At 51.3% G+C, this 21354-nt stretch carries 21 protein-coding genes and 1 pseudogene; 10 read left to right on the top strand and 12 right to left on the bottom strand.

What is annotated here, in order from left to right; genetic code table 11:
- Positions 1-60: 60 nt before the first annotated feature.
- Positions 61-1242, bottom strand: coding sequence for an NO-inducible flavohemoprotein (gene hmpA / locus ACP3TY_RS05760; protein WP_426619446.1), 1182 nt, complete (start codon positions 1240-1242; stop codon positions 61-63).
- Between the two features lie 403 nt (positions 1243-1645).
- On the opposite strand from hmpA, the gene ACP3TY_RS05765 reads away from it, so the two are divergent.
- Both ACP3TY_RS05765 and ACP3TY_RS05770 read left to right on the top strand, forming a co-directional pair.
- Positions 1646-1963, top strand: coding sequence for a hypothetical protein (locus tag ACP3TY_RS05765; RefSeq protein WP_426619447.1), 318 nt, complete (start codon positions 1646-1648; stop codon positions 1961-1963).
- A gap of 377 nt (positions 1964-2340) precedes the next feature.
- A complete protein-coding gene (locus ACP3TY_RS05770) occupies positions 2341-2715 on the top strand; it encodes a histone-like nucleoid-structuring protein, MvaT/MvaU family (protein ID WP_426619448.1) in 375 nt (124 codons plus the stop codon).
- A gap of 248 nt (positions 2716-2963) precedes the next feature.
- Here the strand turns inward: ACP3TY_RS05770 and ACP3TY_RS05775 are convergent, their stop codons facing one another.
- A complete protein-coding gene (locus tag ACP3TY_RS05775; RefSeq protein ID WP_426619449.1) occupies positions 2964-3209 on the bottom strand; it encodes a hypothetical protein in 246 nt (81 codons plus the stop codon).
- Positions 3206-3463: a DUF6555 family protein gene (locus ACP3TY_RS05780; protein ID WP_426619450.1), complete on the bottom strand. Its 258-nt coding sequence runs from the start codon at positions 3461-3463 to the stop codon at positions 3206-3208. Before ACP3TY_RS05780 ends, ACP3TY_RS05775 begins: the two co-directional genes overlap by 4 nt.
- A 518-nt stretch (positions 3464-3981) precedes the next feature.
- Between ACP3TY_RS05780 and ACP3TY_RS05785 the strand changes: the two genes are divergently transcribed.
- From ACP3TY_RS05785 to ACP3TY_RS05795, 3 genes are read left to right on the top strand one after another with little or no spacing between them, the layout of a single operon-like run.
- A complete protein-coding gene (locus tag ACP3TY_RS05785; RefSeq protein WP_426619451.1) occupies positions 3982-5511 on the top strand; it encodes an MFS transporter in 1530 nt (509 codons plus the stop codon).
- On the top strand, positions 5508-6536 hold the full coding sequence (locus tag ACP3TY_RS05790; protein WP_426619452.1) for an HlyD family secretion protein: 1029 nt from the start codon (positions 5508-5510) through the stop codon (positions 6534-6536). Before ACP3TY_RS05785 ends, ACP3TY_RS05790 begins: the two co-directional genes overlap by 4 nt.
- 1 nt (position 6537) lies before the next feature.
- Positions 6538-7947 (top strand): efflux transporter outer membrane subunit, encoded by a 1410-nt coding sequence (locus ACP3TY_RS05795; protein WP_426619453.1) that lies wholly within the window; start codon positions 6538-6540, stop codon positions 7945-7947.
- A gap of 774 nt (positions 7948-8721) precedes the next feature.
- On the opposite strand, the gene ACP3TY_RS05800 is transcribed toward ACP3TY_RS05795, so the two are convergent.
- Together ACP3TY_RS05800 and ACP3TY_RS05805 are read right to left on the bottom strand one after the other, a co-directional pair.
- Positions 8722-8961 (bottom strand): hypothetical protein, encoded by a 240-nt coding sequence (locus tag ACP3TY_RS05800; protein WP_426619454.1) that lies wholly within the window; start codon positions 8959-8961, stop codon positions 8722-8724.
- Positions 8962-9544: 583 nt separating this feature from the next.
- Positions 9545-9859, bottom strand: coding sequence for a helix-turn-helix domain-containing protein (locus ACP3TY_RS05805; RefSeq protein WP_426619455.1), 315 nt, complete (start codon positions 9857-9859; stop codon positions 9545-9547).
- A 90-nt stretch (positions 9860-9949) separates the two neighbouring features.
- Here ACP3TY_RS05805 and ACP3TY_RS05810 point away from each other — a divergent pair, with 90 nt between their 5' ends.
- The 4 genes from ACP3TY_RS05810 (at position 9950) to ACP3TY_RS05825 (ending at position 12260) form a co-directional block, all read left to right on the top strand.
- A complete protein-coding gene (locus tag ACP3TY_RS05810) occupies positions 9950-10363 on the top strand; it encodes a hypothetical protein (RefSeq protein ID WP_426619456.1) in 414 nt (137 codons plus the stop codon).
- Positions 10356-10952 carry an MbcA/ParS/Xre antitoxin family protein gene (locus ACP3TY_RS05815; RefSeq protein WP_426619457.1) on the top strand — a complete coding sequence of 199 codons (597 nt, stop codon included), beginning with the start codon at positions 10356-10358 and terminating at the stop codon, positions 10950-10952. Before ACP3TY_RS05810 ends, ACP3TY_RS05815 begins: the two co-directional genes overlap by 8 nt.
- The gene (locus ACP3TY_RS05820; RefSeq protein WP_426619458.1) at positions 10949-11452 is read left to right on the top strand and encodes a hypothetical protein; all 504 of its coding nucleotides are present in this window, start codon (positions 10949-10951) and stop codon (positions 11450-11452) included. The genes ACP3TY_RS05815 and ACP3TY_RS05820 overlap by 4 nt, the downstream gene beginning before the upstream one ends.
- Before the next feature lie 556 nt (positions 11453-12008).
- Entirely contained in the window at positions 12009-12260 is a 252-nt protein-coding gene (locus ACP3TY_RS05825; protein ID WP_426619459.1) for a DUF1652 domain-containing protein, read from the top strand.
- A 61-nt stretch (positions 12261-12321) separates the two neighbouring features.
- Here ACP3TY_RS05825 and ACP3TY_RS05830 read toward each other — a convergent pair whose 3' ends face one another.
- The 5 genes from ACP3TY_RS05830 to ACP3TY_RS05850 form a co-directional block, all read right to left on the bottom strand.
- Positions 12322-12927 (bottom strand): hypothetical protein, encoded by a 606-nt coding sequence (locus ACP3TY_RS05830; RefSeq protein ID WP_426619460.1) that lies wholly within the window; start codon positions 12925-12927, stop codon positions 12322-12324.
- A 136-nt stretch (positions 12928-13063) separates the two neighbouring features.
- Positions 13064-13942, bottom strand: a complete 879-nt coding sequence (locus tag ACP3TY_RS05835) for a hypothetical protein (protein WP_426619461.1) — start codon at positions 13940-13942, stop codon at positions 13064-13066.
- 199 nt (positions 13943-14141) lie between these two features.
- A complete protein-coding gene (locus tag ACP3TY_RS05840) occupies positions 14142-15143 on the bottom strand; it encodes a hypothetical protein (protein ID WP_426619462.1) in 1002 nt (333 codons plus the stop codon).
- Between the two features lie 378 nt (positions 15144-15521).
- Positions 15522-17147: a UvrD-helicase domain-containing protein gene (locus tag ACP3TY_RS05845; protein WP_426619463.1), complete on the bottom strand. Its 1626-nt coding sequence runs from the start codon at positions 17145-17147 to the stop codon at positions 15522-15524.
- Between the two features lie 2 nt (positions 17148-17149).
- On the bottom strand, positions 17150-18868 hold the full coding sequence (locus ACP3TY_RS05850) for an ATP-dependent nuclease (protein ID WP_426619464.1): 1719 nt from the start codon (positions 18866-18868) through the stop codon (positions 17150-17152).
- A 358-nt stretch (positions 18869-19226) separates the two neighbouring features.
- Here ACP3TY_RS05850 and ACP3TY_RS05855 point away from each other — a divergent pair.
- A pseudogene (locus ACP3TY_RS05855) lies at positions 19227-19715 on the top strand (DUF808 family protein); the annotation flags it as partial.
- Here ACP3TY_RS05855 and ACP3TY_RS05860 read toward each other — a convergent pair.
- Both ACP3TY_RS05860 and ACP3TY_RS05865 read right to left on the bottom strand, forming a co-directional pair.
- Positions 19701-19904, bottom strand: coding sequence for a DUF808 family protein (locus tag ACP3TY_RS05860; protein WP_426620438.1), 204 nt, complete (start codon positions 19902-19904; stop codon positions 19701-19703). The pseudogene ACP3TY_RS05855 and the gene ACP3TY_RS05860 overlap by 15 nt on opposite strands.
- Before the next feature lie 12 nt (positions 19905-19916).
- Positions 19917-21323, bottom strand: a complete 1407-nt coding sequence (locus ACP3TY_RS05865) for a tyrosine-type recombinase/integrase (RefSeq protein WP_426619465.1) — start codon at positions 21321-21323, stop codon at positions 19917-19919.
- Positions 21324-21354: the final 31 nt, after the last annotated feature.

A 21354-nucleotide genomic window follows, 5' to 3' on the forward strand; every position in this document is an offset into this window, starting at 1 on the left:
CGGTAATAGAAATTTCACAACCTCCGAAGGTCAGTAAACCGATCCCAATCCGAAAAACGTTTACTCCAAGGCAGAAGCAGGGCCAAAGAACTCGTAGCGGGTTTGCTTCTCAGGTACACCCAGCGCTTTGAGGTGACGCTTAATTGCGCCCATGAAGCCTTTAGGCCCCAAGAAGTAAGCGTCAAGGTCGCGCTCTTGCGGCAGCCATTCGCCCAATTGCTCTTGGGTCAACAGACCGATCTTGTGCGGCGTCGGGCTGACACCGTCGTGTTCGGAGTAGCAATAGAAGTGCCGCAGTTGTGGATGGCGCTCTGCCAAACCGTCGATCACATCGCGAAACGCGTGGACGCTACCGTTACGCGCGCAGTGAATGAAATGAACTGTGCGGTCAGTTTCCAGCGCCGCTTCGAGCATCGCCAGAGTAGGCGTGATACCGACACCCCCGCTGATCAGTACCAAAGGTTTGTCGCTGGCGGTGAGGGTAAACTCGCCCGATGGCGGGAATAGCTGGATGCTCGAACCCACATGCAGTTGATCGTGAAGGTGATTGGACGCGCGACCACCGGCTTCACGTTTGACGCTAATGCGGTATTGGCCCTTATTGGCTAGGGCTGACAGGGAATAGTTGCGACGTATTTCTTCGCCACCGAGGATCAGTTTCATGCCGATATACTGGCCTGGCTCTGCGGCCAGAATTGGGCCCTTGTCTGCCGGTTCAAAGTAGAACGAGGTGATTTCCGCGCTTTCCTGCACCTTTGCAGCGACGATGAATTCCCTCGCTCCGCGCCAGCCGCCTGGGGCATGTTCTTTCTGGTCGTAGATGGTGGTTTCCGCACCGATCAGAATGTCTGCCAGTTGACCATAAGCCGCGCCCCAGGCCGCGATCACTTCCGGGGTGGCGATTTCTTCGCCCAGCACTTCGGCGATGGCGCGCAGCAGGCAGGTACCGACGATCGGGTAGTGTTCTGGCAGAATTTGCAAAGCCACGTGTTTGTTAATGATCTTGGCCACTAGGTCTCCCAACTGGTCGAGCTGGTCGATGTGGCGCGCATACATGAGCACGCCGTTGGCCAATGCGCGAGGCTGGTCGCCGGAAGCCTGGTGCGCTTGGTTGAACAGGGGACGAACTTCCGGGTACTCGGACAGCAACATGCGATAGAAGTGGGTGATCAGTGCTTCGCCACCGCTTTCCAACAGCGGGACGGTCGATTTGACAATGGAACGGTCTTGAGCGCTTAGCATAGGGGTACTCCTGAACGACAATGGGCATATAACGGTTGCCTACACGTATCAGTTTCCGTGCCAGATAATTAATCCTTAAAATTCAACATATTGGATATTTTGTAGTCAAAATGACTCCCTTAGTGGTGTAGTCATTTTAACCCGGTTTAGTCATTATGACTGCACAAATAGGCTTCGGTTGGGGGGGGTTAATAGTCATCCAGTCCAGTGTGCAAAATCTCGCTGAAAGTCTATAACTAAACCGCCAGCTTATTAGTTAATTTGTGACTTCGGTGCATAGCGAAACTGAATAATCCCAGCCTGCCATTCCTTTTGGCTGGCACCCCATTGGATCCCGACGGGGAGCGATGAATTTTCAGCAATCAAAAACTGGTCTACCAGCAAGGGCACATGAGACCTCTATATGAAAGACAATCTGACCGAACAAGAAATGCGCGAGGCGCTTTTCGGCACGGAGGCCAGAGATTCAGCCTCACTAGAAGACAAGCCTCTTATTACGTCAGATCAGCAGCACGTTTCGAAAGCACGACGTGCTCCGAATCCCCGCTCGCCAAAGTTAAAAGTTACGTTGCGCGTCACGTCGGAATTTGAGGGCAAAGCTGAGATGCTCGTCTATGAGGCATGCACTCTGAGCCGCATCGTTGCTGAGCAAGAAGCGAAGGCAGAAGCGAAGAAGCGCAAATTTAAGTACTTCGAACTGATAAAAATTGAATCGGTTTGAGAGTTTTTTCTCGTCCTCTGCAATCACCCATGAAAGAGTCTCAATGCTGCTACCTGTACCTGTTAAGACGCCGGGTACCAGATTTGAAAAGGCTTTGGGAGAAACCCAAGAAATGTTTGATCACGCAAGAATACGAATTGCAATTTTCCCGTCGAGTTACAGTCATTTAAGTAGTATCGATGATGAATGGCTTAGAGGGATCTCGGATTTATTCTGAAAGAGTGCGTTATCTGGTCTGGATCGAGAATGCTCATGAGCACTCTGATAGTGATTCGCGAAATATCTGCTAGATTACAGATTATCTGACTGGAAACACTGTAAATCGTTGTGTAAAAGAAAACTCACCTACCATTACAATTCGGTCCTAGGAGCGATAAATGTCCAAGCTTGCAGAATATCGTCAATTAGAAAAACACCTGGCGGAACAACTTCAAGCGCTTGAAGCACTGAAGGGTGATGCAGGGTTGAAAAAGGAGATTGAATTCGAGACCAAGCTCCGTGACTTGCTTGCGAAGTATGGCTTCAGTCTCAAAGACGTCGTTAACCTTTTGGACCCAAAAAGCGGTCGTCGCGGTGCTGGCGCCGCTACCGACGCGCCGAAAGCTGGGGCTCGACGAGCGCGTGAGGTGAAAATTTATGAACATCCTAAAACGGGTGAGCGCGTTGAAACAAAAGGTGGCAACCACAAAATTTTGAAGCAGTGGAAATCTGAGCATGGATCTGCGACCGTCGAGTCGTGGCTCAAGAAGTAAAGAACGTGAGAGCAATCGAAGGCCCTGAGGGGCCTTTTTTCTTGTCCGAAATCAACCTAAATAGATGCGGTGGCTGCCTGATCCTCGATTCTATGTTCGAACGTTCAGGATGATTAGGTGGCTAGGCAAGCAATGGGTTATTACCGCGAGCGGGATTTATAGGGAATTATAGAGCGATTATATAGAGGTCTTGGCGACGGCATTTACACGATACTGGCCGGTTAGCTACCACCGCATCATGCGACTGTTCAGGATAAAGTGGAGTTAATAAGCTGTCCGTGGATGCGCAGTAGATCCTGCTGCGCTTCCGTACGTTTAGCATCGGCCAGAGCTTTAGCTTCAGAAAAACGCTCCCAGGAAGAGGCACTCGTCGAATCGCCCTCAAGTAGGCTGTAGGCATACGTCTCCAGCCGGTCTGCTTCGAAAAAGAGGGCAGCGTTACGAGCCAGTTCATCATCGCCCCGCGATACCACCGGCGGCGTCTCCTGATTCATTTTGTAACGGCCTCCGTCCAGTCAACTTTGGTGGTCTCGCGCCATCTCACATCCGTCACGCCGAACCTTTCAGCCATTGGCTTGCTGAACACCTTGAGCGGAGCCTTACCTGGTTTGGGAATAGGTGCCAGGTCCGCGTCGCAACATGCCCAATGCCAAGCATCCGCGTTCCGCATTTTTGGCGAACGAATAACGAACGATTTAGGCTTCCCATGAAGCAGGTATTCGATGGTGTACAGATCAGTGCGATTCATGAGGCCCTCCTTCTGCTCATATGTAAAAGAGCAAAGCGCTGATGAAAAATTCCAAAAAAATCACCTGTTTTGGTTTTTCTATGCTCCGGCCTTTCTACATAAACAGCGATTCTCCAAGGCGTCGGTTTGTCCTCTGATCGGCTTCCATGAACTATCTCGAATTCAGCAAGTTTAACTGGCAATCCATGTCGAAGAGATCTTCGCCATGAAGACCTGCAAAAGCTTTCAAACGCCAATTGAAAAGACAAGCTTCGCGCAAATGATCGCTGGCACCGAGCACCGGATGGCCGCACGCATTTTCCATATTTAGGCTTGCTTCCAAGGATCCAAAATTCTTAATAAAATTTTTTCATTCAGGCCCGGGCGTGTGACTAAACTCAAGTGCAGGGGAACTGCGCTGAACTCAGGACAGGGCTATGCGTTTACTTCAGGTCACCCCTGAGGCTGCTGACATGCGGTTGAAAGTGAAGGTCATATCGAATTGATTTCCTGGTTCGCTTAGGTTTGGGAGTGCCAATGTGTCATCGCCCCCGACGGCTACGGTTTCTGCTCCCTTCACCTGGCGACTCGCAGTCGGGCTTATAGGCGTGTTGATCGCTGCATTGACCTCAGGCATCAATGACCGCGTCACTGACATCACGCTGGTCGACACTCTCGGTATTTTTGGACTTGGTCATGATGAGGGGTCGTGGGTAAGCACTGCTTACGCAGCGGCTGAAGTCTCGGCTATGCTGGTCGCGCCGTGGTTCGCGATCACGTTATCAATACGACGTTTCGCCATCGCGGTAACCGTTGCATTCACACTTTTAGGCATTCTCATACCATTCGCTCCAAACCTTGAAACGTTGCTCACATTGCGCGTGCTTCAAGGAGTCGCGGGCGGCGCATTACCACCGCTGTTGATGACAGTGGCTCTGCGCTTTCTACCTTGGAACATCAAACTTTATGGTTTATCTGCTTATGCTTTGACGGCGACCTTTGGGCCAAATCTGGCTATGCCGCTCGCCGCACTTTGGACTGAAGGCAGCGACTGGCGGCTGGTATTTTGGCAGGTCGTTCCAGCGGGGATGTTAGGGGCGGCACTCATCGCCTATGGGCTGCCACAAGATCCTTTACGGCTAGATCGATTCAAAGGGGCGGACTGGCGAGGAGCATTGCTTGGCATTGGATGGATCTCAATGCTGGTAGTAGCGCTGACTCAAGGTGAGCGCCTGGACTGGTTAGATTCACCATTGATTCTCACCCTGTTGCTCGGCGCCGCGCTGTGCCTGCCGCTGTTTCTGATCAACGAATGGTTCCATCCGTTGCCGCTGTTTAAATTGCAGCTGCTGAAGCGACGTAACTTTGCTTACGGCCTGATAACCCTGTGTTTGTTTGTCGTGGTAGCCAGTGCGGGCGGCGCAATTCCCGCGGCTTACCTGATCGAAATTCAGGGCTATCGGCCGCAACAGGTGATGCCCATCGCTCTGCTGATCGCAGTTCCACAATTGGTGCTGGCACCGCTGGTTGCATTTTCAATCAATCGGAGTTGGGTCGATTCGCGTTACGTAATTGCTCTCGGTTTAATACTTCTGACTATTGCTTGTATCGGAGGCTCGTTAATTACCAGCGAGTGGGTACGTGAAGATTTTTATAGTTTGCAAGCTCTGCATACTTTCGGCCAGCCGATGGTGGTGGTGCCGTTGCTGATGAACGCTACAGGCGTCATTGCACCAATGGAGGGGCCGTTTGCATCAGCCATGGTGAACGCGCTGCGGGGAATGGCCGCCGTCATGGCGGGTTCTATCGTCGAAAATTTTGTAACTCAGCGCGAACACTTTCACTCCAATATTTTGCTTGATGCCTTTGGCTCGCGTCAGCCGAACTTCGCTTCTGTACTAGACAATGGCGCTCTTGGCGAACTTGCTGAGCGTTTGCGAGGGCAAGCATTTGTATTGAGCTTTAGCGACGCTTTCCTCGCCCTATTAGCGATCATCGCCCTGATGGCGGTGGTCCTGCTGATCGTTCCCAAGCGGGCTCTTCCACCGCAACCATCGGTATCAACATGAAACATAAAACCGCCTTTGCATTAATCTGTTTCGGAGTGCTGCTATGTTTAGCCTACGGTGGATACCGGCTAGTGAGCACAGGATCAATCCAGCGTACTGACGACGCTTACATCCGGGCGGATTCAGTCTTTGTCGCGTCACGGGTAGCAGGGCAGGTGACCAAGGTTGCGGTGGAAGATAATCAGTCGGTCAACGCCGGGCAATTGTTGGTAGAGCTGGACGATCGCGATTTTGTCGCCTCGCGAGCGGCTGCCGTTGCCAACGTCCAAGCTGCGCAGGCTGATCTCAAAAATCTAGCGGCGGGCATTGATCGGCAGGCGGCAGTCATCGATCAAGCCGCGGCAACCACACGCTCGACTGCCGCCTCTTTAAAATTCGCTCAAGCCAACGCACAACGCTACCTCAATCTCTCTAACTCCGGAGCCGGCACTCAGCAAGAAAGACAAAGAGCTGAGTCGGATCTGTTACGTGTCCAAGCTGAACGCGATCGGGATGAGGCTGCGCGAGTTGCCACTGCCAAGACCCTCAATGTTTTAAAAGCCCAGCTCGAAGTTGCCAAAGCTTCGTTGGCGAAAGCTGAAGCCGCATTGCAGCAGGCGGATTTGAACCTTTCCTATACCAAGATTACTGCTCCTCAGGAAGGCATGGTCGGGCAACGTGCCGCTCGCGTAGGCGCTTACGTGTCTCAGGGCCATCCATTGATGGCAGTTGTCCCACTGCATGAGGCGTTTGTGATCGCCAACTTTCGCGAAACCCAAGTAGCCCAAATGCGAGAAAAGCAACAGGTTGAGTTACGGGTCGACGGTTTTACCGCTCACAGTTTCAAAGGCCATATTGATAGCTTAGCGCCCGCCACCGGTGTTTCCTTCTCCGAAATCGCACCGGACAATGCTACTGGCAATTTCACTAAGGTCACGCAGCGCATTCCTGTAAAGGTGGTGTTCGAACCCCATCAACCCGATCTGGACAAATTGCGCGTCGGCATGTCGGTGGTGGTGAGTATCGATACTGCTCAGGAGCAGTAACATGAAGCAAACATTGTGGTTGCTGGCACTGGCCTCACTCGGCGCCTGCACTGTTGGTCCGGATTTCAAAAGGCCTCATCCAGAGCTTCCGGAAAGCTGGCAAGCCTCTGTGCGTCCGGGCACTTCGTTGGCTGCGAGCGCAGACGCTGAATGGTGGCAGCAGTTAGGTGATCCGCAACTTTCCTCCCTGGTTCAGCGAGCGGCGAAAGCGAACTTTGATGTACGCATCGCAAGCAATCGTTTAGAACAGAGCAGAGTGATAAGACAGGTCACAGGAAGCCAACAGTTTCCAGGCATTAGCACAGGCGGCAGCTATCAGCGTGAACGCAGCAGCTCTGTCGGTTTGCTTGATGCCTCAAACATGAACGGTAAGGCGCCCTATGAGCTATGGATGGCCACGGTCGACGCCAGTTGGGAAGTGGATTTATGGGGTCGTGTTCGCCGCAATGTGGAAGCGGCGGATGCTGATATTGAGTTGACGCAAGCTCAGCGTGACGGCGTGTTGTTGAGCATCGCCGCCGAAACTGCTTCCGACTACATTAGCCTCCGTGGCATTCAGGCCAAGCTGGAAGTCGCAAAGCAAAACCTGGATATTGCTCAGCAAAATAGCGAACTGACCAAGAACCGGTTCGATAATGGCGTTACTACCAACCTCGATACGGCCAATTCTGCTGCGCAAGTTGCAACCATCGAAGCGATATTGCCAGTGTTACAAGCTCAGCAATTCAGCCTCATTAACGCTTTGAGTTATTTGTTGGGAGAGCGGCCCCAAGCATTACGTGCCGAGTTGCGCGAGCCTAAATCCATTCCACATCCTGCGCCGGACGTGCCACTCGGCTTGCCTTCGGAGCTAGCTCAGCGTCGACCCGATATTCAGCAAAGCGAAGCAGCTTTGCATCGCGCAACGGCTGCCATTGGCGCTGCCAAGGCAGATTTTTATCCAAGGGTCAGTCTTGGCGCGAGTTTGGGATCTCAAGCACTCAATGGCTCGGATCTAGGGACTTGGAATTCTCGGCAGTGGTCATACGGGCCCAGTTTGTACCTGCCGATTTTTCAGGGCGGGCGACTGACCGGCACATTGGAGTTGCGCGAAAGGCAGCAGCAGGAGGCGGCTTTAAATTATCAACGAGTAGTGCTCGGAGCTTGGCACGAAGTAGATAACGCCATTACAAATTATGCAGCCGAACAGCAGCATCACGCTTCGCTCGAAGAAGCTGTGCGACAAAACTCGCTGGCTCTTGGGACTGCTCGTAACCGCTACAATCAAGGTGCAATCGATTTCATCAATGTGCTTGACGTACAACGAGCCCTACTTGCAACCCAAAGTGATCTCGTAGACAGCGCCACACAAGTGGCTTTAGATAGGGTGCGCCTATATCGCGCTCTAGGGGGCAGTTGGCCGAAAAAATAATCTAGAAATCCCATGGATGATTGCTGATGTGATGAATGACGCCCGGCTACGCGAGCCTGTTGATAGCGACTGAATAGGGCCAAACCCAATAAACCCTTTCCGGGCCTGCACCTAGCGGAAAAAAACATTTCGTTTCTTATGAATGGCACCTGAAGAGTTAAAAGCTATATATGCCATCGCTAAACACTCCGTTGGTTTCGAATATTCTTGTAGGCGTACATGGCCTGGCGATTCACACCCAGCCGTTGAATTCGCTGGTTTCTGTTAGACAGCGTCAATCAATGCCTGCTCCAAGGTTGCAGAGATGCCGGTATTTGTAAGCGGATGGCCAACACACCTATGCATGAGCTTCACATGGGTACAAAGCTTATCTCAGTTTTCTCGATGCGCAGGATCACCGCATCACCTGTTTTCATAGATACCTTGGCCTCCGTGATCAATACCTCGGAGCAGCCCTGGCCTGGAAACCCTGATAGCCGATGCACGCCCATAGTGAGCCCAAAATGGCCTAACTCTCCCGAATGAAAATCGGCAGCGGGGCTCCCATCTATCGAAAAACGAATCGTGCATCGGCGATCCTCGGATTCGTCACGCACCACCATAAGGTGGGCATCAGATCGTTTGGTGAAACCGTAAAGCCTCGACGTTGGACCGCTCGGCCTGCTCTGGAGAATATTGCCGCACCTGAACGCACCCTGCCGTCGCAGCGACAGCTACAAGGAAAGTGAAAATCTCACTTTTTCCTCCAATCTTCTTTCGTCACCGTGTTGGAATTTAAAGACCTAAGATCAGCGTTCTAAGTCTTTTTTCAAGCACATCCTCAAAATGCATTGTTAACAGATCGCAGCGATCCGGTGTAAGGCCTGACCAGCACGAGATACCTAATATGAAACCCTCAGCCTTCGCGCCATTTTGCACGGCAGCGATCATCGATCCCGCATGCTCAATGTCAAAAACAATTCTCTCTGCTCGACGTCTTATCAACTCAGGTAGATCATCTGTGTGGTTGATCATGACGTATCTTTCGCCCTATTCAGAAACGCGATCTGCTGACAGCCGAAGGATCACTGCCCTACGCAATAACGGACAGGAAGTCATCAGGCGAAGTTCTATTTTAGAGTTATAGATCCGTTCAGCGGCCTGTCCGAGCGCGTGGTAGACGCATTGATCTTTCATTACAAAGGTTGGTGGGCACAGTTTCCTCGGGTTTTAACTTGATGGCCCAGCCAGAGGCGCTTAGCTCACTCATTTCTTGAGATTCACTCGTACCCAATGTGCCGCTGGGCCCACCCATGCGCGGTTTGCTGGTTAAAAGCGAATGCGGGCGCTTGCACTCCGGCGCCCGTAAATACCAGGGGCGAAGCGTGACATCACCGGACGCTTACTGATATTCAACACTTTGGCTTTGTAGAGCAAGTCGCCATTAATGCTGCGGCTGACAGCTCGTTCGGGGGGTATAAAGGTTAAAGGCTGGGAGCACCAATATTTGCCTGTATTCTGATTCGCATGTTGTCCATTTTTTGCGTGCAGCGAACGGCTTGCCATGCCCTAGGCCTTAGCCCACTCCTAATACAAGGTTGTGACTGACTGCGCCGGCCTAGCTATTTCCAATATCCTTGAACCCGCCAGGGATCATTTCTGTCCTGATTTCACGCGCCGCCTTTGAGATCAGGGCATCAAAACTCGTTTTCGGATCGCGGTGTAGATAGCACTGGAGCACTAGCGCCAAGGGCGAGATGCCCATGACCTCGGCCAAGTCGTCGATCGTATTCAAGCTCGGCGATCGTATTCCTCGCTCCATCAAGCTGACGTGCTCCCGGCTGACCTTCGGCGGAAAATCCGTCTGGGCCAGATCGGCCCTGTGCCTCATATCCCGCAAAGCTTGGGCAAAGGCGTCGTTCAGCTCGCGCATGTGTCCACTCCAAAAGGGAGTATATAGCCACATTGAGCTGCTTTTAGCAGCGTACTATAGTACGCTGTTAAAAGTTATAGGAGAGTTAATATGTTCGAAACTCACGAGCAAGCACGTGTGCAAAATACTTTTTTTGTGCTTGAGGAAGGCGTACGCCGCTGGAAGTACATTTCGCAAAAGTCGAATGACGAGTGGTTTTTTGTCACATATGAAGTGGCGGGCGAGGAGGGTTCCTCGCAGCAGCAGTTCATGATTTCGAAGGTGCAGTACCTCATGGACTTGGCCGCAAGGGACACGTCTGAACAGTTTATTTATGAGGTTCAGCTCGTATCCCCGCCTTGGCTGAATCAGAAAGGTAACTGGTTGATGGAGCCAATTCGGGAGATCCAAGAGGCGGACGAGCGGATCTGCTACGAGCTGATGGACGGACAGGTTTATCCTTCAAAATTGTTAGGTCGGAGCCGCGTGCCCTTGTGGTCAAAGCGGACAATGGGTAATGAATAATTTCATCGAAAGGCTTTTCGCAGATCAGTACCGGACTCTGCTCTTTTCGAAAGGCTTTTCCGAGGGGGCAATCTTCGGTTTTGAATGCAATGACGGGTGGGCGAATCTTATCGAAGCGACTCTTCGGCTAACCCAGCAACATGCGGAGCCGAAGGCGCTCAACGTGAAGGTCACCCAAGCGAAAGAGAAGTTTGGTCAGCTCCGGATTTACCACAGCGAAAGCGATAAAGTTATAGATTCAGTTTTTGAAATTGCGCAGCTTGCTTCAAGCTCTATCTGTGAGCTTTGCGGCAAGCCTGGCGAAGTGGTAAGTCATGAGGGGTGGCTCGTAGCTCGGTGTGGCAATCATTCCGGGAAGGGGCATCTAGATCGGATTGAAGCCCACATCGTGGATCAAAAATACATCACCAGCTACACACAAGCCGTGGACGCGATTTTGTCGTTTTTCGGAGAAGGTGCAGTGGTTTGGGTACAGCAAGAACGCACCGCTTTTGCTGGTCGGCGACCGTGCGAGTTGCTGGCAACGGAGGAGGGGTGCCAGGCAATTTACCTGATGCTCAAACGGCTTGAATATGGGGTTGGCGTTTGACTTCGCAACTGGTTCGCGCGACTTGTGTGGTGATGGCTACCCACCCAAACCTAGAGATTCATTTGCGCGGTGAATTGAAATGGGAATTCAATCAAGGGCTGGTGGATTTACGCCACGTTAGGAGCCTCGTATCGTCGCCTCGATTGATGTCGTTATGCGTCCGTGCTTTCAGCCATCCCGCACTAGCAGTAGCTGGCGATACGTTTCTGGATTCGCGCACGCGGTTGGCGGACTACCCTCAAAAAACCATGGCCATATCGTTCACGAATTATCTACTTTTGGAGAGCACGATAGAAGTTGTTGAAGAATACAGTCCCAACGACCCGTCGGTGATGAAACTCCAAATCTGGCCATACGAGCCAAGAGATCTGAATGAGTTTGCTAAGGCGGTGGCGGTGGCGTTGAGTTACACGCCTGCGGAGCTGATGGCTGAGTCGAGGATTTCGCTCGCAATAAATGAATTGGTCGGCAAATGGGGGTTCTTTACCGATGAGTTCTGAGGTCGAATCTCTCGGCTAATATATCCTTGCATCAGGGCCGCGCATCGGACGGGTTTGGCGAATCGGATGCAGAGGGCTCCACGGGGCTGGCAATCCTACCGAATTAGAATTCCTTTCCTCTCGGCGCCATTTTTTCCCAGGCTTCGTCTCGATTGTTCTCGGGTGTTTCTGCTAGCAGGCTCTCCAGGGAAAGGTTCTTACGCTTCCCAGGAGAGCAAGAACGAACCCCTAACGGCGGTTCCATAGCTCGTTCTACTCTCGGCTCTTCTGGGTTGATCGCTGGTTTTTTTCGTGTCATCTGAGCCTCCAGGCTTTGCTCGTACGAGTTTAGTCTCCGCTGGTTGGGAAGGGCATCAGGGTGATGGATGGCAGGGTTTGAGTGGCCCCGATTCTCGATTCCTCCATTAGAGCTTCGGATGCAACCTTCCTAAATCTGCTTCACGCTTAGCGGCCATCGAAAGCAGTCCAATGTGATGTGGTTCCAAGCAGCCCATTGAGATCACCTGCTAAAGTTCATAGGTGAGACTCCATTCAGCTGACCCTAGGGACGCAAGTCATGATTTCTATTCTTGAGCTTCGCCACATTATTGAATGTGGCTTCCAACCCCTCTCCTGCACATGCTCGTTCAATCCGGATGGCTCATTGATGATCAAGGTATTTGATCCGAAATCGGGCCGCGTTGATCTGTTAGTCACAGGGGTGGTGACCAGTCAATTGACCTCCAGCCGAGCCATTGCAAATTTGATTGCTGAACTTCGTTCAGAAATGGAGGCACGCAGTGCGAGCGCAGCGGTGTGCGCGAAATAGCCGTCATACCAGCCATCCTGTACGGTCGGAGCAGCGTTTGCCGGCGACGTAATTGGTGACCTCACGGTGCCAACACTGGCATGTCCAGAAATTCAGGCGGTACCAAAGCGCCCGCACAGATAAACCTCATTTTCATCTGGAGACGGCTCCAAACCTCGCTTTCCCAAGGCGACTCCTTGAGCAAATCACAATACTCGCGGAGTGATATTTCGAGCGCAGCGAGGAATCGTGTGGCATCAACAACCAGGTTTTCGGCATCAAACAGTTGAGAAGTATCTCTTCGAATTCGCCACCCCCCGGTTGTTTCGCCTTGGTGCATGACTCCACAACGAACATGCTTGTAGAAGAGTTTGCCGTGTTCTCGCAGGGATGAAAAATGATCAACACGGTCGAAGAAGTGGCTGAAAGCAACTCCGCTGAGACCAGACTTTGCGGAGCCAGTCCAAAAAGCCTCTAGCGTTTCGATCATCAGGCACGCACATGCCATCATGGCAAAGCCATGCTTATGCTCCTTAGACTCGAAGGGCTTGAGATAGCGCTCCTGAAATCGTTGGTACACAAAATCAGCAATGCTTTCCTTGTCCTTTGCCCGTTTGAAAGCTCGGTAATCGGCGACGGTGACTTTGCTTGAAAGCGAAACATCTTGGGGGGCGCGCTTATCCATCATGAATAGATCCGAGGAGAGTTTGTGGCTTTAGCGTGGGCCAGGAGCCCTGAAGCTGAAGACTTTCAGGGCGATGTTTTGAAGGCCTGAATCGTGTGGTCGACGCGGGGCTTTGCTTCTCATTACCCACTGGTTTAAATCAGACCTGACTCAGCACACGGGCTCGGGTTTTCGTCCATAGAGTGGGAATAGGAACGAACAATAGTGATACTGCTTTCAAAAATAATGGCAACTTCTTCCCGAACGGGGTGATCGGCTCGCTCGCAATGTGCATAGCGAATAGATAGCGATACACTCGACGTCTACTCAGAGGTAATAGTCCAGCTTGCTCCAGAATAGAAGGTCCAATTTGACCTACCATCCCAGTAACCATAATCCATAGAAGTATTAGTTCGGCGAGCAAAACGGTCGAAATTAGAATATTGGCCACAATCGTTTTCCAGTCTTGCAGCGCTTCGAAGAATGAGTCGATGTTGCTTCCGAGTGTCACTACCGTGGCAAAAATTGCGGCAATAGCAGTCAACAATCCTATGAATCTCGCGGGGTCGGGAAGTCTTAGGAATGCAGCGAAGCGCGGCCCCATCGTGTCGTCGCTAGCCAGGTTCCGGATTTCCTCGCGCTCCTCCCAGAGGACTCTGATCTCCCGTGCTTTGTCCACAAGCTTGTCGGGTGTGCAGTCATAACGGGCGCACAGCCACCGTTGTTTTAAGTGCAATCGTTCAGTAAGGGATGTGGTAGGGCCTGCACCGAGGCGCATTGCGCGCACCTGTGAGGATACCTCTCCCATGTGAACCGCACATATCATCGTGATTATCAATATTGGTAGCAGGGTAGGTATAAAATCAGTGAGCATTACGTTAGGAACAGTTATCAAGGCCCATAAAAGCGCTATTAGAATTGCACCTGTCCAAAGCAAACAAATCTTTGCGTCGCGCCTCTGCCAAGCAGCTCTGAGCGGAACACGCTCAAATAATTGAAAATGTTCCTCTATATCGTCTTGAAGCTGTTTGATGTTCATGATGCCTGCTCCGAGTCTTAGATTAAAGTCAAAGAATCGTTCATTTTAACGTAGCTTCACGCCGATTTATCGAATTCTAAAGAGTCTGTTATTTCATTGGTAAATTATGTTGTGTGGCTTGACGTCTCGTCGCAGAACCTCGGACCCAATAGATTCGAGGTCTGCGACTTGATACTCGCAACAACGCAACTGAAGTAAACTACGGGAGGTGGTAGAGCATTACTGCAACTTTGATAATTCGCTGCGGGTCATCAGGGTGCGAAAACTCAAAGCTAGACCATGTTTCGTCACTTGACCCCAGTTTTTTAATACATAGACGATGAGTGCGGGCCGCTTCATCTGCTTTGCTAATAATCGACGTGAATTCTTTGTTCTTTACGAAGAAAATCAAAGCGGTATTTGTATCTCTCCAAGAAAGGTAGGACAAGAGTTGGTCTATTGTGCTTTGAAATCCGGCAGAGCCAGCCCAAAATTTGCACTCACCTACAAAGCATGTATTTCCTTCATTTCTTACAAGGATGTCAGTTTTACCGCGTTTGTTAAACGTCTCTCCAGTAACCGACCCTCCTACAGCAGCCTCTAAAGAAACCAGCATGTGATCGCGCAGCGTCTCTTCGTCCTTGTTTAAATATGTAGCTGGAAGACGTTCAAACATTTTTCCTACACTGTGGATGCACTGAAGCACCGCGTCATATTTCATCGCTTTTGGGGAGGACTGCATTAATCCACTTTCAGCGATGTATAGGTCTGATTTACGTAACGCTTCTAAGCATTGAGCAACATGTCCCAATAAGCTGATTTGCGCTCTGTACAGCTTTATCATTTGAGAAACTGACCAAGGACAGTTAGATAACTGAGCCGCTTCTGCCTCAGCCGTAGCTGCTTCAGCTTCAAGAAGGTCAATTTGGTTGACCCATCCGTGGCTGAAGGAATCCACAAATGATTTTAGGCTTGGAAATTTCTGTATCCAGTTGAACTCGGTGAGTCGGCTGGACATCGCAACAGCAAGATCCCGGCCAGTCATGTAAATAGCTTCAAACTTTGAGCGCTGAGATGCAGGGAGGGAATAGACGCGATCGAAATCTTCTTTGTTCTTTAGATGGGACCAATCTGAAACGTTATTTTGCTCAAACGCGGCCGCGTAGCTTTCAAGCCGCAGCAACCAAGTCTCCACCGAGCGAAAATCTTCCCTAATGATCATTGTTAACCCTTGTAGAACGGCAAAGCGCCATGCTGCAATCGATTCATAGCGATGGTCAAGCTGATTTCATTCGGATTCGTTCGTGCTAGTCGTCGCTAGGCAAAACTGAAATGTGCGGGTATCAGGTCCTGCGCAAGTCCTTTTGGTTGAAAACCTACGAAGGCGCCCTAGAAATGATACTACTGGCTTGCCCGTTTTTTTTTGCTTGAAATATAGGTTATTGAAACTAGCGGTGCTAATTAATCATACATCGCTCATAAAAGACTGAATCTTGTCACCCTATCCCAAGATTACTTGTGCTTAGGGAAATAGAAGCCCTTGGGTCCGATCAAAACCTACGACTCCTCAGCAGCGTACAGGATTGTCCCATTATTAACGTTACCAGGGGATAGGTATTGCGCTAGTCCCGTTCCTCCCAATGAACTGTGATGGAGAACCGTTTTTAACCTCACCCAGTCCATTGATACGATAGGTCGACGTCATTAACACGCAAGCCTTAATTGCCCGTGTAATACCCACGTAATGCAGATTTAGGCACTGAATTTCATTCGCAAAGATGACCTGAAACGTATTCGGAGGATAAAGGCGAGTCGGGATTACGTGATCGTAAAGGTCGGCATGGAAAACGATGTCGAATTCCAGCCCTTTCGCCTTGTGCAGCGTCATGATCTGAACGGCATCGCGACTTGGGCTTTGAAACCTGCGGAGCTTGTCGGCATCCGCGCAGATAGCCCTAAGTTCCATGGTGCCCGCTGGCGAGGACTGCCGACCCGTCAAACGTATGGCCGCGTCGAGTAAGGTCGTCACCAGGTCGCCTTCTACGCAAGACCGGCAACTTAAAATCGCCCGGCGGAGTGCACGTCGCTCTTGAGAGGCAAGCTTGAACGCACCGGCGCGCTCAATCAGTGTTTCGGCGGTCAGCTGTTGGTCGTAGCGCAAACTCAGCAGATCCGAGTAAATGCTAGCCTCGGCCGACGGTGTGGTTTCGAAGGGGGCCACCTCGACAAGATGGTGGGCAAGATTCAAGTGGTCAGCAATCAATCTAGCCGAGTGCTGATGTCGGCACAGAATGGCGACCCTTCCGGCCGACTCCACTTGAAAGTGTTGCATGAGATGAGGAATGGCTGTTTCTAACCACGTACCCATTGCACGCTGGTTCCCATCGATCGTCTTAATAAAGACCCGCATTTCGTTCGTCGGAGCGATCGGGTGATTTGGATTGAGCAGGCGAAGTGCAAAGTCGCTAATGGATGGATGACTGCGAAAGTTGGTGGTGATGGCGAAGTAGGCAAAGCCGCTGCCCGGAACCGTAAGTGCTAGGAGGTAGCGCGGATCCTTATGCGCGAAAACATAAATGGACTGGTCACCGTCGCCGACTGCAACGGCGGTTAACCCCAGAGTCTTGAGCTTTAAAAAGAGTTGGTGTTGGAAGTACCCGCTGTCTTGGTACTCATCGATAAACACGCCGCAATACCTTGCCGTGAGGTATTTCTGGCAGGCAAGGGACTGGTCGATCACATGGCTGGCAAGCATACCCACCGCCTCCAGAGGGACGAACCCCTGTGCGAGCGCTTCCTGCAAGAACGGTAGAAACTCGGCCGTGTTTGCAACGGATCCGTTCTGAATTGGTGTTGCCGGCAGCATGCGCCTGACCGATTCAGGTAGCTCTCCAACCTTGACCGTTTCCAATTCAGCGTCCAGAGGCATCAACTGTCGCGCGAACGGAAAAACAATTTCGCGTAGGCAAAAATCGTCGATCGTGCCGAAGAAAGAGCTTTTCACATCGAAGGCGTCGGCCTTGCAGCGTCGCTCCAGCTCATCGCTCGCTTTGTTCGTAAAGGAAATGGCGATGATGCCCTGAAAGGGGCGTAGTTTGGACACCAGATTTCGGACCTTGCACGACAGGACGCTGGTTTTTCCGCTTCCGGGACGGGCGACGATAACCATGTCGCCCTCGCATTGAATGGCTTGGCTTTGTTCCAAGCTAGGCGTAAAAACAGTCATTTCTAGGCCTGCGCCGCTGCGTTAACGCAATGAATGAGCGGTTTTAACAGATGGCCATCTTGGGGGGCACGGAGCAGAGCCGCGCAGTGCTCAATGAACTGCTGCATGCGAATGGCTTTCTTGCCTTGTAGGTAGGTGACAGCCTCAGCCAATTGATGGCCGTTGAACCCAGTTAGCAGCGTCGGGAGTTCGGTGGCGATATCGTGCTCTAGATCGATCCGCGAGAGAAAGATTCCTGAAGGGGCAACGGCAGCACTTACCGCGTGCCAGTTGCCATCTGCCAAAGAGGCGGCTTGATCGTAAGGCACTGGGCGATGTGGCTGGGGAGGTAGGCCAGCCATCGCCAGAGCGCGATTGATACCCGCCACTTGGCGCCAGGTTACTTGCGCCCCTTGGGGGCCAAGCGAGATATTCGAGATGTCGTTGTCGGTCCGCATGGACCATGGAATTTCCAGCGCATTCAACACGCGCCGGTAAACCTCGAACGACACGCCATCAACAGAAAGCAGGGACACGTTGCTCTGATCAAGATCGATGCTATGCGCTCGTGCCAGGGCGTTGTAAAAAAGCATTTCCGATGGCCCCTCGACCAGCATGACCGCCGAGGCAAAGAATGCTTCCGCTGGAAGAATGCTCATTCGATAGCCTAGCCCTGTCCATGCACTGTCAATGCAATTGGAGCAGCCATGATTTGCCGCGCGGGACGCTCCGTTGTCACGAAGGAGGCGCACAATCGAGTCCGGTCGGTAGCTTGCAGCGATCTGCGGAGAATGCGAAGTAACAATTGTCTGGCCGGGCAGTGCGCTGATGAGGTAGCTCGCGAGCTTGCGTTGCTGGTGTGGGTGCAGGTGCGCCTCGGGTTCCTCGACGCAGTAAATCACCACCTCGCTGTGCTGATCGTACTCCAGCACGCTCTTGGCCTTCCACAAGGCCAAGAGGATCTGATTGTTACGACCATCGCCCCCGAGCATCACGCGCGAGCCGTTGGTGCTTGCGCCCAGCTCCAGCTGTTCGATGAACTGTTCAATGCCGATCGCACCGGTATCTAGAGACACGTTGTAGCCAGCGTGATGGTGGGAGAGCGCCTTCAATTCGTCGTTCAGATCTTTGGTCGCTTCCGCAACGTAGTGCAGGTTCTTCACCCCTTGATTCACGGATTCCAGCAGCTCGCTGAGCGCCACCAGTTGCGTAGTGTCCGCGTCAGTCTGCGTCTGGTCACGCGCAGCCTGCGCGAGACGCAGTAGGTGCTGTTTTTCCGAGCGGATATAGCGCAGCAGATCCCGCTGGGAATGGATGTACTTGAGGTGCAGATACTTCAGATAATAGCGGCTAGGAAGAACCTCCATCTTGGCGAGGTCATGGCCGGCAGCGATCTCGTAGCTGTGGTCCGCGCTGTAGGCGCGAAACTCAAGAAAAAAATGACCAGCAGCGCTGACTAGGCCCTTGAGCTGGGAAAGTACAGCGTCCTGGGTCACTTCAGAGAATGCAATACGGATGGAAAAGGAGTCGGCCTGAGTGCCATCCTGCGCGCAATGGAAATCGCGTGTCGAGGGTTCGATATCTGCGTCCGATAGGCTCTTGTCCAGTAAGAGTCGCAACGCATGAATCATGTTCGTTTTGCCAACGTCGTTGCTTCCGATCACCAGACTGTTCTTGGCAAAATTTACGTGGGCGTCAGCGAAGTTTCTGTACTGTTTTAGTTCGACGTAGTCAATTTTCATGATCGTTGTGGGGGCCTGCGCACCTAGTTGTTGGAGGCCCTTCCAACGATGGAGTCCTGAAGCTCGGATATCCGTAATTGTGGGCAATTAGTAGCGCCATGCTAGACCACGTACGGCAAAGTAACCAACCACGCACACTGAAAAGCCGAATTCATTTTTTCGTCTGGCAATTCGGGTTTCGGATCCCCACTGTGAATAGCTCAAAAGCAGTCGTTCGTAAGATAGTGGTCCGCGAAATTTTACGTACGCTGCTGAGCCGATCCGCAGTTGCACATCGAGTCCTACGTCCACCTCTGCAAGCTGATGAGAACGTCGAGACGTCACCGATGTCTAGGGAGTGGACACAAGGAGTTAACTGATGGCGAGCAGTTTTTTTGCATTATTTGACGACATAGCAACGCTACTGGACGACATCTCCGTGATGAGCAAGGTGGCGGCAAAGAAGACGGCGAGCGTCCTCACCGATGACCTGGCGGTGAATGCGGAAAAGGTGGTTGAACTCAAGGCTGATCGTGAGTTGCCGGTGGTGTGGGCCGTTCTGAAGGGATCGCTTGTTAACAAGGCCATCCTGGTCCCCCCTGGCGCTTGGGTTGAACTACATCTCTCCAGTGATCGTGCACGGGCTTCTGGTCATCGGCGGCATATACCTCTGCTATGAGGGCATCGAATCTTTGATTGAGAAGCTCACTCCCAAAGACAAAGGGGATGGGGCGCGGAAGGTGAAGGTGCTCGGCGATTACAGCAAGTCGCAACCCTGAGCCTGATAGCCCTATTTGTCACGTTTGGTGTTTACGGCTTGGTCGCTGGTATCGTCCGGATCGACGACCTAGGCCTACGCATGGTCAAGACCACCACCCGTGGCATCTTCGCGCAAGCGGTAACAAAGCGTAGGGGAGGGCTTGAGAGCCTCTGACACGACGTTCAGTGTGATCACGACTATCTCCGCGCTCAACACGAAATCGGTGGTAATAGCGCCTTCGATCATCTTGGCCTCATAACTCTTCGGCTCGGTAGTCGCGGAACCATGGTTCCTCAGGAATAACTCTCCTCACGAAGAGCTGTTCATTTCATTGTCGATGGAAAGCAGTGCAGCAATCCTGGTTTTGATCCTCTCTATATCGACCGGTAGTCCGCTCATTGTATCAATCTCTGAAAGAACAGAAATTAACGTCGTCTTATAAACGTGAAGTAATTCTTCATTTTCTAATATTAGTTCTTTGAGAGTCATGTCAGCCGCTTTCTTGTCGTTATCGTGTACGTATCGGTAAGCCGACCTTTCGTCAATGTGCCCAGCAAACTGCATTAATTTTGACGTTCTTATTCTTACAGCTCCAGACGACTGGGCGTATGTAGCTCCCCCTTTTTTCGCGTAATCTTTCATGAGTAGGGCCCAATACCACCGTGTGATTGCTAGGTGGCGAAGTTGATGAGCATGGGCTTTTTCCTCAATTCCTGATTTTTTACGCAGCTCCTGAAAAATATTAGTAATGTAGTTGGTGGATAACGGTTTTCCTGTACGTACGCTAACAAATAAAAAGCCGTGGTCTTTATCGCCTTTCCACTTACTGCCAATTACAATTTTACGTTGAGTTTTTACGAACTCCATTGCTTCTTCCAACACAAAGCGAAAAACAGGTACTTCTCTCGTTTTTCCCCTGGCCCCCTTGTATGATGACATCATCAAGTTGGTCATGAATTCACCACTTTCGAGGGCTGATTCAATATCTGGGATTCGAACGTTAACAACTTCCCCTCTTCGTCCTCCAAGGTGTTCGTAAAACATAAGCATCAACTCGGTGCGACGTTTTAGAAATGGGCATAACTTCGATGCTGCTTGAAATTTCAATGCATCGAGTGCATCGTCTCCGATAGGTTCTCCTCGTCCCTCTCTACCATCATCAATAGGAAGATGCAAATGAGTCCAACCCACTACAGTTGTTGGAGGTGCATTTGGATTTTTGTTTGGCCCCCTGACTTCTTTGATTACTTTCGTTCCTCTAAGCAATCCATTTGGACTAACGTATAAATCATTGCCTATACTCATGCCTATAAAGCTCAAAAAATCTAAGGTTCGAGTCATGATTTTTATTACTTGTCTTGTCCCTGTTTTTCGTACTCCTTTTTTTTTCTTCGCTTCCAACCAATTTCGAAACTGCTTGAATCTTAAATCGCTTATTTCAAAAAGTGAAATTTTGTTATCGAAGGCAAATCTTATAATATGGCTGATTTCGTAGGCATATTCGGAAACAGTGCCTCCACCATTCATGAGTGAGAAATTCTCATTGTAGAGTCTAAGCACATACATATTCGCGAATGGACAACTGCGACCGTCTGGATAACTAATGAACGGTAGTTCTGGAGCCGCTCGCAACGTCAGTCTGCCGGCAAGGGTGACTGTGTCGGGAAGTCTCATGCTAGGCGAAAGTATGGTGACGACTTTGGGAGGCTTTGCCATTATATCAGCCGCTTTGTGAGTATTGCGTACT

This window comes from Pseudomonas rustica, assembly GCF_049959085.1.
In the GTDB taxonomy this organism is placed as follows: domain Bacteria; phylum Pseudomonadota; class Gammaproteobacteria; order Pseudomonadales; family Pseudomonadaceae; genus Aquipseudomonas; species Aquipseudomonas rustica.